Below are 14,187 nucleotides of genomic sequence, written 5' to 3'. Positions count from 1 at the left end.
TAGATTTTGATGACATTTTTGGTGATTTACTGTTTCTCAAATGCCTTTTTTCACTTTATCTGTTTGTTTTGATGCTCCCTTTGATTTTCATCTCCGTAATTTCCCTCTGTAACATTTTGGGGTGCGGAATGTGGGTTAGAATGGTTAGCAAATGAATTAAGTGATTGGTTAGGGATAGAAATCACCAGTCCTTAGTTTTTAGGGGTTTAGCAATGCTAAACTCAAACCCATTAAAAAAATCCCCCACCTTACGGCAGGGGATTTTTAATTACCTAAAACTAGTAGTCAGGATCAACCGAACTTACCAGCAGTAGAAGCAATGAGGAACGCTGCGTAGGTGAGGATGTAGCCAACAGTGAAGTGAGCTAAACCAACCACACGAGCTTGAACAATGGAGAGAGCAACGGGCTTGTCCTTCCAGCGAACCAAGTTAGCTAAAGGAGTACGTTCGTGCGCCCAAACCAAGGTTTCAATTAACTCTTGCCAGTAACCTCTCCAAGAGATGAGGAACATGAAACCAGTAGCCCAGACGAGGTGTCCAAAGAGGAACATCCAAGCCCAAACAGACAGGTTATTCATGCCGTAGGGGTTGTAACCGTTAATCAACTGAGCAGAGTTAGCCCAGAGGTAATCACGGAACCAGCCCATCAGGTAGGTAGAGTTTTCGTTGAACTGAGCAACGTTACCTTGCCAAATACCTAGATGTTTCCAGTGCCAGTAGAAGGTTACCCAACCAATGGTATTCAACATCCAGAACATAGACAGGTAGAAAGAGTCCCATGCGGAGATATCGCAAGTACCGCCACGGCCGGGACCGTCGCAGGGGAACGCATAACCGAAGTCCTTTTTATCGGGCATCAGTTTAGAACCACGCGCATCCAAAGCACCCTTAACGAGTACCAAGGTGGTGGTGTGGATAGCCAAAGCGAAAGCGTGGTGAACCAAGAAATCGCCAGGTCCAATGGTCAAGAACAAGGAATTTGTGCCAGAGTTGATGGCATCTAACCAGCCAGACAACCAAACGTTACCAGCATTGGGATAAGCGGTGTAAGCAATACTGTCGGGGTTAGACAACAGTACATTCAAGCCATACAGAGCTTTACCTTGGGCAGCTTGGATGAATTGAGCAAATACTGGCTCAATCAAGATTTGTTTTTCAGGAGTACCGAACGCAACAACTACGTCGTTGTGAACATATAAACCCAGGGTGTGGAAACCCAAGAAGAGAGATACCCAGCTAAGGTGGGAGATGATCGCTTCTTTGTGTTGTAACATCCGGTCAAGGACGTTACCTTTGTTTTGCTCAGGATCGTAGTCACGAACCCAGAAAATTGCTGCGTGAGCAAAAGCACCAACCATCAAGAAACCAGCGATGTACTGGTGGTGGGTGTACAGTGCTGCCTGTGTGGTGTAATCTTTAGCGATGAACGCATAAGGAGGCAGAGCGTACATATGCTGCGCTACCAAGGAACAGATAGTTCCCAAAGATGCCAAAGCTAATGACAACTGGAAGTGCAGGGAGTTGTTGATGGTGTCGTAAAGACCTTGGTGGGGCAGGTTGAACTGACCTTCGCTCTTGCTACCGGGAACTAAACCAGATTTGGAGTTCAGCATTTCTTTGATGCTGTGACCAATTCCGAAGTTAGTCCGGTACATATGACCAGCGATGATGAACAAAACTGCGATCGCCAAGTGGTGGTGAGCCATGTCAGTCAACCACAAGGATTCTGTTTGGGGGTGGAAACCGCCCAAGAAGGTCAGAATCGCAGTCCCAGCACCAGTGGAAGTACCAAATAACTGGCCAGCGGTGTCAGGGTTCTGAGCGTAAACGCCCCAGTTACCTGTGAAGAAAGGAGTTAAACCTTCTGGATGGGGAGCTACAGTCAAGAAGTTATCCCAGCCCACGTGGATACCACGAGATTCAGGAATAGCAACGTGAACCAAGTGACCTGCCCAAGCGAGAGAACTAACACCGAATAAAGCCGATAAGTGGTGGTTTAGACGGGGTTCAGCACTCTTGAACCAAGAGAGGCTAGGACGGAACTTGGGTTGTAAATGTAACCAACCAGCAAACAGGAACAGTGCTGCCAACAAGAGCAAACCAACAGAACCAGTATATAGTTCTGTGTTTGTCCGCATCCCGATGGTGTACCACCAGTGATAAACACCGGAGTAAGCAATGTTTACGGGGTTGCTTGCACCAGCTTGGGTGAAAGCGTCAATTGCAGGCTGACCGAAGTGAGGGTCCCAAATTGCATGGGCAATGGGACGGACGTGCAAGGGATCTTTAATCCACTGTTCAAAGTTACCTTGCCAGGCCACGTGGAACAGGAGGCTGGATGCCCACAGGAAGATGATTGCCAAGTGACCGAAGTGCGTAGCGAAAATCTTTTGGTAAAGATTTTCTTCCGTCATGCCATCGTGGCTTTCAAAATCGTTGCCTGTAGCGATCGCATACCAAATCCGACGAGTAGTCGGGTCCTGTGCGAGATCCTGGCTAAATTTTGGAAATTTTGTTGCCATAGGTGTGATCTGTCCTCTGACCTTTAGCCATTATTTGTCAGCAAAATTTTAGATTTTAGATTCTGGATTTTGGATTAAATCTCAAATCCAAAATCCAAAATTCCACTGATTCTTATCCTACTGAAAGGATGTGTGCGTGGAAGAATGCCCAAGTGGTAGCAATTCCTCCTAATAGGTAGTGAGCCACACCTACAGCCCGACCTTGAGTGATGCTCAGTGCGCGAGGCTGAATTGTTGGGGCTACTTTCAGTTTATTGTGCGCCCAAACAATGGACTCAATTAATTCTTGCCAGTAGCCACGACCACTGAACAGGAACATTAAGCTGAACGCCCAAATGAAGTGAGCGCCTAAGAACATGAGTCCGTAAGCGGATAACTCAGTTCCGTAGGAGTTAATTACTTGTGTAGCTTGCGCCCACAAAAAGTCACGTAACCAACCGTTGATGGTGATAGCACTTTCTGCAAAGTTGCCACCAGTAATGTGATTTACTGTGCCATCTGCATCTACTGTTCCCCAGACATCAGATTGCATCTTCCAGCTAAAGTGGAAAATTACAATTGATAAGGAGTTATACATCCAGAAGAGTCCGAGGAAGATGTGATCCCAACCGGAAACTTGGCAAGTACCGCCACGTCCTGGACCATCGCAAGGGAATCGGAAGCCTAAGTTAGCCTTGTCTGGAATCAGACGAGAACTGCGGGCATACAATACACCTTTGAGCAAGATGAGAACAGTAACGTGAATGGTGAATGCGTGGATGTGGTGAACCATGAAGTCCGCTGTACCCAAAGCAATGGGCATCATTGCGACCTTACCGCCTACAGCTACCAATCCGCCACCAAAAGCATGACTAACTACTTGAAGAGCGTTAGGTGCTGTGTTACCGGGAGCTAATGTGTGCAGGTTTTGCACCCATTGAGCAAATACTGGTTGCAATTGAATTGCACTGTCGGAGAACATATCCTGGGGACGACCCAAGGCACGCATGGTGTCATTGTGAATGTATAAACCAAAGCTATGGAAGCCTAAGAATATAGATACCCAGTTGAGGTGAGAAATGATAGCGTCACGGTGACGAATCACGCGATCCAATACGTTGTTTTGGTTAACAACAGGATCGTAGTCCCGCACCATGAAGATGGCTGCGTGAGCAGCACCACCAACAATCAAGAAACCACCGATCCAAATATGGTGAGTGAAGATACACAATTGTGTTGCGTAATCAGTTGCCAAGTAAGGATAGGGAGGCATCGCGTACATATGATGGGCGATGATGATTGTCAAGGAACCCAAGAAAGCTAGGTTAGTAGCTAATTGAGCGTGCCAAGAAGTGGTGAGGTTTTCGTAAAGACCTTTGTGACCTTCGCCAGTGAAAGGACCTTTGTGAGCTTCGAGAATATCTTTGATGTTGTGACCGATACCCCAGTTGGTACGGTACATATGACCAGCAACGATGAACAGTACAGCGATCGCTAGGTGGTGATGAGAAATATCAGTCATCCACAAGCCGCCTGTAACTGGGTTTAAACCGCCCTTAAATGTGAGGATATCCGCGTAAGCGCCCCAATTTAAGGTGAAGAAAGGTGTTAAACCACTAGCGAAACCAGGGTAAAGTTCTGCCATTTTTGCTGTATTAAACAGCAACTCATGAGGCAGAGGGATGTCCTTAGCTGCTACACCTGCATCTAACAATTTGTTGATTGGTGCAGAAACGTGGATTAAGTGACCAGCCCATCCTAAAGAACCACAGCCTAGCAACACTGATAAGTGATGATTCAGCATTGACTCCACGTTCTGGAACCATTCCAGTTTAGGAGCGCGTTTGTGGTAGTGGAACCAGCCAGCAAATAAGAACAAGCCTGCTAATACCAAGCCGCCAATTGCAGTTACATATAGCTGGAAGGAGCTAGTGATACCCCAGCCACGCCATACTTGGAACAAGCCAGATGTGATTTGAATGCCGCGGAAACCGCCGCCCATATCACCGTTTAAAATGTCTTGACCAACAATAGACCAAACAGTTTGAGCGCTAGGCTTAATGCCTAACGGGTCAGCCAGCCAAGCTTCGTAGTTAGAGAACTTAGCACCGTGGAATAACATCCCGCTCAACCAGATTGCTACTACAGCCAGATGGCCGAAGTGAGCGGCGAATATCTTGCGGGAGATGTCTTCTAAATCGCTTGTATGTGTATCAAAATCATGGGCGAGGGCATGGAGATCCCAAATCCAGGTTGTGGTTTTTGGGCCTCTCGATAAGGATCTGTCGAAATGTCCTGGCTTTGCCCATTTTTCAAATGAGGTAGGAACCGGATCATTGTCAACGATCACTCTTGCTTTTTTTTCCTCTCGCTCCGGAGGACTAATCGTCATTCGACCTCCTCTCTATAAGGAATGGGGAATCATGAATACCACCTAGAATAACACATTCGCAGTTTTCAGATTTCTCTGGACTAACGATGTGGTTGCCGTGTGGAAAAGAAAAGTTGCTTCTGTTGAATTATAGAGTTAGAACTTGCACATTGTTATAGGCCTGTTAACAATAATTAAACATAGCCAAGTTTATGGTCTAATTTACGTTACCAGTTCCTATACATTGTTCAAATGTCAATAGACTCTTCATTTAATTTACAAAGAACAACAATTTGCAAAACTGATGATTTATACGGAAATCGGCTTAAACCCTTGCTGTTTAGCTACTTTTACCCAAAATTAGCGGTCTATAAGCAAATTATTTTCCCGGAATTAAGTCAAAAAAATCACTTATTTGGCATTCTAATCAAAGAAAAGTAAGTAGATTTATAACTTTGGTCATAGATTTATGCTCTTAATCCATAGTCCATGAGTCATAATTTGCGCCACAATGATTGCGTCAATTGTTAAAAACTATTAAGGAATAAAAACATGAACACTGGGTGCAGAAAATTTTTTGAGTTACTTTTCTCAAATAGATTCCCAATTATTAAATGGGTTGTTACATTAGTGCTAGTTGTAAATTTGAGTAGTTGCGCTGAAGCAGCAAATAGCCAGGAAATATCTATCAATCCCTTCATGAAAGCGTCCCCAGCTTCAGAAATTTCTGGGACATTTTCCGAAACCGCACCACCAAATGTTATCCAAGCATTGCGTCCCAGTTTGGAGGGTTATCAACCCCAAGTCAGCATCCTCAGTCCCCAGGTAGATGAAATTCTTCAAGACAATATAGTTAAAGTAAAGTTACAAGTTAAGGACTTACCGATATTTAAAGACCCTCAGTGGCAACTTGGACCTCATTTGCACCTAATTTTAGACAATCAGCCCTATATAGCTGTTTACGATGTAAATCAGCCGGTGGTATTGTCAGACTTATCCCCTGGTACACATACTCTTCGCGTTTTTGCTTCTCGTCCGTGGCATGAAAGTTTTAAAAATGAAGGTGCTTATACTCAAACCACATTTCACGTCTTGACGAAAACCGAGGAAAACAACCCAGATTCTAAATTACCGTTACTTACTTATAGTCGTCCCAATGGTGGTTATGGTGCAGAACCCATTATGCTGGATTTTTACCTAACTAATGCACCATTGCATAGTCTCGCTGAAACTAATCCTGAAGATACAATGAGTAATTGGCGCATTCGGAGTACAGTTAATGGTGAAAGCTTTATTCTTGATCGTTGGCAACCTATTTATCTCAAAGGGTTTAAATCTGGTAAAACTTGGGTAAAACTGGAATTCCTCGATAATCAAGGACAACCTGTGAAAAATGCCTTTAATACCAGTATCAGATTAATTAATTATCAACCCAATGGTCAAGATACTTTATCCAAAATTGTCAGAGGGGAATTGACAGCAGATGAAGTCCGTGGCATTGTAGACCCAACTTATACTGCTAAAATTCCAGCTACTGAGGCTACACCAACTCCAGCAACGAAAGTAGAGAAACAGCCAATTCCTGAAGTTAAAGTTCCTGAAGTTAAAGTTCCTGAAGTTACACCAACTCCAGCAACGAAAGTAGAGAAACAGCCAATTCCTGAAGTTAAAGTTCCTGAAGTTAAAGTTCCTGAAGTTACAACAATTCCAGCAACGAAAGTAGAGAAACAACCAGTTCCCGAAGTTAAAATTCCTGAAGTTAAATCAACTCCCGTTGCGTCTCCCCCAGTAGCAGCAGAAGCAAAAGTCACGGAAACAGAGGAATCAAATTTACCTAGCGAGACAATGGAAAATCCTAAATCTCAATTTCAAGAGTAATTAAATAAAAATACTCAGTTGCAAACTTTGAGATAAAGTTTCCATTAGTGCCAAACCAGCTACAGGATTACCTACAATGTCTAAAGCAGGACTGTAGCTGGCTATTGCTCCCTGATTTGGTATGATGGCGACAAGTCCACCACCAATACCTGATTTTATTGGTAAACCAATTTTCACAGCATACTCAGCGGAAGCTTCATATAAACCGCAAGTTAACATCACCGCATTCACAATTTGACGGTGTTGATTTTTGATCACCTCGCTTTTGCAAGCTAATACTTTTCCTAACTTCGCTAAATCTTCTACTGTCCCAGATATACAACATATTTTCTCATAAACATCAAGAGATAATTCAATATTATTTAAATGTCCAGCTTCGTAGAGATAGTTAGTAATATCTATATTTATCTGAGAACGACTAGCACGGACTGAAGCTAAAATATTTGCATCTATATATAATTGAGTATCTGCCAATTTATTTAACCATTCACAAAACAATTGTGTGCATTCATTTCCATCTTTTCCTGGCAACTTATCAGCGAGAGTAATAGCACCACTATTAATCATGGGGTTGCGAGGATATCCATTATCTGCTATTAATTGCACTAAAGAATTAAAAGGCGCGTCCGAGGATTTAACCCCAACCCATTGTAAAACCTGTTTTACTCCGTAATATTCGAGCAGGTATAGTAGAGAAAATGGCTTTATCACACTCATAAATGGAAATACACAAGCTGTATCTCCTAAACTATAATTTTCTCCTGGTTCGCAACTTATATGAACAGCAAAACGGTTAGGATTAACAATAGCTAATTGAGGAATGCGTTCAATAACTTTCCATTGTGCTGCTTGGGTTTTTGCTTGTTCTACCCAGATAGATAAATTATGTATATTGATGCTTTTTATTCCTAGCACAAGCCGAAACCTCAAATTAAAACATAATCTGGATTATATCTTAATGAGTATTTACTCTAACCTTTCATGTAACTAATTTTAAATAAAAAGCCGAAAATTTACGTGATATTAGTAATTACGGGTAATTGGTAAAAGGCAATAAAAAGATAAATATTCCCTGTTCCCTGTTCCCTGTTCCCTGTTCTTAGGTAAGATAGACTGATTAACAACCAAGTTGTCGGAAAAGATAAATTGGTTTATTTCCCTAATAACAAGGTTTTTAACAGTACATGAACAAAAGATTTATTTTAACTTTAATTTCTAGCCCCGTATTGTTCACATCCATGTTATCTATGGTGATGATGGCTAGACCTGCTCATGCTAGTCAAACAATTGACGCTGCTGGGACTCATCTATCTTGCGTCATGTCTCCCCATTCTGCAACTCCGAAAAAGGTATGTATACAGGTAAGTAATACTTCTCCTGCTGTTGCAAAAGAACCCATGCAAATAGCACAAGTAGATACAAATAATCCCAAAGAACTAGAATTTTCTGATGCTGAAAGTGATTTAGCTATCAAGCTATTTGGCTGTGATTGCCCTGTTTGTATCAATGCTGCCCGTCAATTGAATGGTTCAGCGCCTTTACCAGTATAGAAGGAAAGGGCAAACAGCAGGAAGCGGGGGAAGAATTTTCTTCTTCTTCTTTCTTCTTTTTTGTGAACTACCTACACTTCCCTTGCGGGTAAGTATAGGCTTCCTACCCAGTTAACAGCTTTTTGCTCTTCGAGAACAACAAGACTGATGTTAAGGCGATAGGCTGACCCCTCGTTCCAAAGGCAAAATCAAGGTTAATCAAAAAAAATGATCATGTATCTAGCTTGGTTATCGCTATTCTCTCGCCTTGCCGAGATATTCAATTCATAACACAAATTTTGTGAATTGTCTTCATGTTTTCCTTCCTTGCTTGCTGTCGCGTTGGTCGGAAAACCGTCGTCAATTCACGCGCCATTCATCCCCCCCCGCTACCCTATCGGGTCAGACGTGGGGCTTCTGTCGGTTAAGCTAAACTCCTGACTCCTGACTCCTGACTCCTATTTCCTAATAATACTTCTCGAATTATTTCCGTTGGTACTTCGTCCGTAACTTTGACTGCACCAATTTGGGTTGGTAGTACAAAGCGGACTTTACCAGATTTAACTTTTTTGTCTAGTTGCAAAGCATCAATAAGAGCATCAATATCTAAATCTGCGGGTATTTGGGTGGGTAAACCTGCTTTTTTGATTAAGGCGTTTTGACGTTCTGTGTCTGCTTGTTGCCAAAGTCCCAATTTTACAGCAATGTCTCCCGCTGCTACCATACCAATGCCTACAGCTTCACCATGTTTAAACAGACGATACTCTGTGAGACTTTCCACCGCATGACCAATGGTATGACCATAATTTAAAATTGCCCTGAGTCCAGATTCTTTTTCATCTTTGCTGACAACATCTGCCTTTGCTTGACAGGAATGAGTTAATATGCTGTTTATCAGGTCGGATTTCACATAGCGGAGTTGGTCAAGGTGTTTACTTGCTGTCAGTTGAGTAAACAGTTCGGTGTCCCAAATGATCCCGTATTTGATCACCTCTGCCATTCCTGCTCGAAATTCCCTAGCAGGCAGGGTTTTTAAGACTTCTGGGTCAATTAAAACTAGACTGGGTTGATGAAATGCACCAATCAAGTTTTTACCGTGGGGATGATTTACGCCGGTTTTGCCACCAATAGCTGAATCTACCATTGCTAGGAGACTGGTGGGGACTTGCACGACATTGATGCCTCTGAGCCATGTAGCGGCAGCAAAGCCTGTCATATCACCAATTACCCCTCCTCCCAAGGCGACCATTGTTGAGGAGCGTTCTAGGCGATTTTCCAGGGCGATGTCGTAAAGTTTTTGAATGGAGTTGAGGGTTTTGTAGCGTTCTCCTGGGGGTAGGTTGTAGCTAACGACTTGAAAACCGGCTTTTTCTAAAGATGCGATCGCTCTTTCGCCATAATATTTAAATATCATCGGGTTGGAAACTAGCAATACTTTCTTACCTAGTTTCAAACTCGCCATTTGTTCACCTAGTTGATCTAAACTCCCAGGTGCAATGTTAATATCATAAGATTTTTCTGGTATATCTACTTTAATTACAGAACTCATTCCCTAAACCTAATATAATCACTCGTCTGGGTATTTTACCCCAAGTTGACAACCTCTTTTCTATTCCCTGTTCCCTTTCATAATTATTGATGATTGAATAGAAATAAGTAACTAATCTGGAGCAAAACAAATGGCTGTAGTTGAATATATTGTCTTTTTAGGCGTGTTTATGGGTGTAGCAGTAGGGTTGTTATTTGGTCTACGCGGAGCTAAGATACTGTAACCCTACAATTAGACGCTAACTAAACCCACATAAAGTGGGTTTAGGTATCAATATCAATCAGATGTCTATTTACTACTTTGCGTTTTTATTGCTTGTTTCACCACTTCGATCTCTAACTCAAGTATCCGAGCAATTTGTTCTACAGTTAGCCCCTCATTTAACAGTCTAGGAATGGTTTTTAACTTCGTTTCTTCTGCAACTTCTTGATAAAATCGGGTTTTTTGCCATTCTGTTAATCCTAACATTGCTTCTAACTCCTGACGGCTATAGGTTGAGAATTTGTAAACCAACATTCTTTCTACTAATTCTAAAAGATTACGACTCTTGGCCGCATCTGCTTTTTCCACCAGATTAATCAAAGTTTTTGCTTCTTGGATAGCTTCATCTTCAGGGGAAACTACTAATTTAATAATACCTAAACCAATTGAAGATGATGTATCGGTTATTTCATCTAAGTAAACGACATGAATTAGTCCAGCAGTTAGTAAAGTTTGATATGCTAAGGGTATACCAGGATCAAGATCCCGATTTGCCCACAATACTACAGCTTGCCATGTTCTTTGGGGTTTATATTGGTTCAAATAAAGAAATGCTTCTGTAATTAATCGCCAGTATAAATTATCATCGCGTTGGAATTGTACTTCTACAAAATAAATCGGGTCTTGTGGGTACTCTGGTTTGGGTAAAAATAAGCCATCTATCCGTCGGGCTAATTCTTTGATTTCCACGGAGGAAAATTCGTAGTGTAAAGCTAGTGTTGGTGACTGTTCTAGCAGTTCAAATAACACACTGGGGAGATTTTGGAGTAATGTGTAAAATATCGTGTCTGTCTTCATATCTTGTTGTTAACTATTATTCTAACGGAAAACTGCCATATTTTTCAATAATTATATCAATATCTTCCATAATCTTAATCGTCTCCGATATGATAGAAATAATATTTTGATAATGATTAATATCATCAAAGTTTAATTCTCTTCCTTTTCTATCTTTTAGCCATTTTTGACAAACTTGATAACCACCAATATAGAAATTCCAGATTTGTTGCGGAACTTGATCAAAATACTGTTCAGCGTTTATCCAAATTTGTTGATGATTTTCATTATATTTAACTTGTTCCACAATATCAGAACCAGGAATAGGATAAGTAGAAATTTCTGTTCCTGTTTCTTTCATTAAATGATATTTAACTAATTTATCACCTTTAATCACTAACTCCCAAAAAAGCGCGGAATTGGAAGTTAAAGGAACACGCGGAAAATCAATCTTTAAAAATTCGGCGTAACGTTGACGGTAGTTAGGAGAATGAAAGATAGCGTAAATGTAATTAAAAATATCCTCTGGTTTAAAGGTTTTGGTTTTATCCTCTTTTCCATCTACAATAAATTCTAAATCTAGTTTTTGGGAAAATTCAATAATAAATTCTGGGGATAAATTCGGTTTACGTCCTCCAGGTGCGTTAGTTGGTGGAGAATCAAATAAACTTGGGGTATCTGTTGGGTAAAGATAGAGAGGGAAAATATATGATGCTCTATCATGAGAACAACATTTTTTTTCAGCCCCAAATGTTGTAGAGAATACATGACAAAATTCTAAATTAGTAATTTGACGAGTAGTAATCAGGGCTAAATTTTCATTCAAAATTAGATGATTCATAACTTCACCTCTAGGTCTAGAATGAAATCCTCCTGATTTTCCAGAGTAATATGTATATTTATAATCAAATGGACGATAATTTATTTTGATAATATTTTTCTGATTAATACCAGAATTTCTCAAGTCTTTTTTAGCTAAATTAATTTGCCAATCTTGCGTATCCTTGCCAATTTCATATTTTATTCTTGCTTCTTCAATCTCTAAAGATAAAAAATCATTAATCTTTTTCCATATATCTTCCGAGTTATTTGATAATGTGAAACTATCTCTAGCTGTAACTATTCCATCACTATTGACAGCCATAACTTCATTAATTTTGACAAATGAGTTATATTCTAATTCCAGATTTTTCTCTTGTACTTTAAATAAATAAAAAGACGGTTGTGGTAAAATCTCAGTCCAATTAGTTGAACTAATATCATTTTCCGCTAACCAATGATATTTACCACCAACCAACTCTTTATTTTCATAAACCTCCCTCATACCCCATAAATCAGCATGATAAACCGTTGCTAATTTTTGCTGACTATGTTCATATTTAATAAAAATACTGATTGCTACCCCTTGCTGAATATCAAAAACATTTTTATCCTGTGAACCGTCAGGACAAACTTCTTTCTTCTTGCTATTACCATGTAAATCTAAAACATAAATCTCATCAAAAGTTTGCATCAAATTTTGACGCATTCCCCTAAAAGTTGGATTATCTAAATAACCATGATTCGTAATTAAAGCCACAATACCATAACCCGTTTCTGAAACTCGATGTTGAGCAAAACGGATAAACTTTACATAATCATCTAATAATCCTTTGGGGTTTCTTTCTCCTAAAGGTTTCCCGTCTACTTGATAATAATCTCGAACTAATCCCACAATCCAAGGGTCAGTATTTATAGATTCGTAAGAATAGGGAGGATTTCCTAAAATTACCATCACAGGAACATCTTGTTTTATATCTTTTGCTGCTTCCGCTTCATCTCTAATTCTGTTCATAAAACCATCAGCAGCAGGAATTTGAAAAGCTTCTTGTAATGTATTAGTTAAATAAATCCTTAACCGTTCCTCAGAACTAAAATCATAACCCAATTCTTGCAACTGTAAACCTAACTTCATGTGTGCTACAGTATAGGGTGCCATCAACAATTCAAAACCAAATAATCGCGGTAATAAATGTTGACTTACATAACTTGACCACATCCCTTTTTGAGATTTAAACTTATCATAAATAAAATCAATCACACTGTGCATAAAAGTCCCTGTTCCCACCGCAGGATCTAAAATCAAAACTTGATGAGTTTCGATAGTTCCCTCACCCTTGGGATTAGGAATTTTAATTTTTTTAGAATCTGCTAAACCTTTACTAATATTAAACTTATGTTTGAGAATATAATCTACACTTTTAACAATATAATCAACCACAGGTTCAGGAGTATAATAAACCCCTCTTGATTCTCGCATTTTGGGATCATATTCTGCCAAAAACGTCTCATAAAAATGCACAACAGGGTCTTCTCTGCGGGTACGTTTACCAAAATCCTGGAGAATTTCTGCCATTTCCGTTTGTTGCAGAATATTCGCTAAATTATCCACAGCCCAACTAATTCTATCATCTAAATCTGGTCCGGCTATTTGTCCAAAAATACTCCTTAAAAAAGGGTTAGTTTTCGGTAATTTAAAAGCTGCTGTTTCCCGTGAAAAAGTATGAGGATTATCAGTATTACACCGTGCTGCAAATAACCCATAACAAATAGTTTGGGCGTACATATCTGCAAATTGTTCAACGGTTAAATCCTTAATTAATACTCGTTGAAATGACTCCAATTGCTGACGTAACATTCCCCCATTATCTACATCATGTAAAGCAGTTTTGATAGCATCTCTCATTAATTGGGCTAAACTAGCCATACGTTTAGCTAAATCTTTTGGTGTCGTGATTTGGGGAACTTTAGCTAATAAAAATTGCTGTAAAAGTTGGTCAACTTCCTGTATTCCTTGTTTATCAACTTTGATTTTTTTGTTTTTATCAAAAGTTCCTAAAGAAGCAGTTAATTTTAATTCTCCTTGAATATACCAGCGAAACTCTAAATAATCAGTTAAAATCAAATTACCTAAAGCCTGAAAATAACGCCCCATTTGGGCTGTTTTTTCTACTTTCTTGAGAGAAATACCAATATCTTTAGCTTCAATATGTCCAATTTCTAAAATACCATTTTTCACTACAAAATCTGGCGCACCGCAAGCTATTCTTTTTGGTTCATTAATAGCTTGAATTTGAGAATCTAAAGATTCCATTAATTTTTTTAATGCTGGGCGATATGTATGTTCTGTGGCATTTTGTTGTTGATAAATTTGTGTAACTTCTTGAATGTAGGTTTGTAGATTATTCATATAATATATAGGATTTGAAAACAATTTAGATTGAATTAAGTAATAAGTAACTCAACTTTAAAAATGACCTTTATCTCCAAATCTTCCCTCG

General features: G+C 39.9%; 9 protein-coding genes. 3 read left to right on the top strand and 6 right to left on the bottom strand.

Annotated features, from left to right (window positions below):
- Positions 1 to 291: 291 nt before the first annotated feature.
- Together psaB and psaA are read right to left on the bottom strand one after the other, a co-directional pair.
- Positions 292 to 2,523: a photosystem I core protein PsaB gene (gene psaB / locus PN450_RS10455; protein WP_148765288.1), complete on the bottom strand. Its 2,232-nt coding sequence runs from the start codon at positions 2,521 to 2,523 to the stop codon at positions 292 to 294.
- Positions 2,524 to 2,635: 112 nt separating this feature from the next.
- Complete coding sequence (gene psaA / locus PN450_RS10450; RefSeq protein WP_271836227.1) at positions 2,636 to 4,894, bottom strand: photosystem I core protein PsaA; 2,259 nt, start codon at positions 4,892 to 4,894, stop codon at positions 2,636 to 2,638.
- 624 nt (positions 4,895 to 5,518) lie between these two features.
- Between psaA and PN450_RS10445 the strand changes: the two genes are divergently transcribed.
- On the top strand, positions 5,519 to 6,751 hold the full coding sequence (locus PN450_RS10445) for a hypothetical protein (protein WP_334311487.1): 1,233 nt from the start codon (positions 5,519 to 5,521) through the stop codon (positions 6,749 to 6,751).
- Here PN450_RS10445 and PN450_RS10440 read toward each other — a convergent pair whose 3' ends face one another.
- Complete coding sequence (locus PN450_RS10440; RefSeq protein ID WP_271836224.1) at positions 6,752 to 7,666, bottom strand: glutaminase; 915 nt, start codon at positions 7,664 to 7,666, stop codon at positions 6,752 to 6,754.
- 269 nt (positions 7,667 to 7,935) lie between these two features.
- On the opposite strand from PN450_RS10440, the gene PN450_RS10435 reads away from it, so the two are divergent.
- Positions 7,936 to 8,301 carry a hypothetical protein gene (locus PN450_RS10435; protein ID WP_271836222.1) on the top strand — a complete coding sequence of 122 codons (366 nt, stop codon included), beginning with the start codon at positions 7,936 to 7,938 and terminating at the stop codon, positions 8,299 to 8,301.
- Between the two features lie 403 nt (positions 8,302 to 8,704).
- On the opposite strand, the gene aroB is transcribed toward PN450_RS10435, so the two are convergent.
- Positions 8,705 to 9,829 (bottom strand): 3-dehydroquinate synthase, encoded by a 1,125-nt coding sequence (aroB, locus tag PN450_RS10430; RefSeq protein WP_271836221.1) that lies wholly within the window; start codon positions 9,827 to 9,829, stop codon positions 8,705 to 8,707.
- 130 nt (positions 9,830 to 9,959) lie between these two features.
- On the opposite strand from aroB, the gene petL reads away from it, so the two are divergent.
- On the top strand, positions 9,960 to 10,052 hold the full coding sequence (gene petL / locus PN450_RS10425) for a cytochrome b6-f complex subunit PetL (protein WP_035081422.1): 93 nt from the start codon (positions 9,960 to 9,962) through the stop codon (positions 10,050 to 10,052).
- A 65-nt stretch (positions 10,053 to 10,117) separates the two neighbouring features.
- Here the strand turns inward: petL and PN450_RS10420 are convergent, their stop codons facing one another.
- The gene (locus tag PN450_RS10420; RefSeq protein ID WP_148765300.1) at positions 10,118 to 10,888 is read right to left on the bottom strand and encodes an Rpn family recombination-promoting nuclease/putative transposase; all 771 of its coding nucleotides are present in this window, start codon (positions 10,886 to 10,888) and stop codon (positions 10,118 to 10,120) included.
- A gap of 16 nt (positions 10,889 to 10,904) precedes the next feature.
- The gene (locus PN450_RS10415; RefSeq protein WP_271836220.1) at positions 10,905 to 14,096 is read right to left on the bottom strand and encodes a type ISP restriction/modification enzyme; all 3,192 of its coding nucleotides are present in this window, start codon (positions 14,094 to 14,096) and stop codon (positions 10,905 to 10,907) included.
- Positions 14,097 to 14,187: the final 91 nt, after the last annotated feature.

The organism is Dolichospermum lemmermannii CS-548 (assembly GCF_028330815.1).
Lineage (GTDB): Bacteria > Cyanobacteriota > Cyanobacteriia > Cyanobacteriales > Nostocaceae > Dolichospermum > Dolichospermum lemmermannii.
The sequence above is the reverse complement of the archived record's forward strand: the minus strand, read 5'-3'. Positions and strand labels throughout refer to the sequence as shown.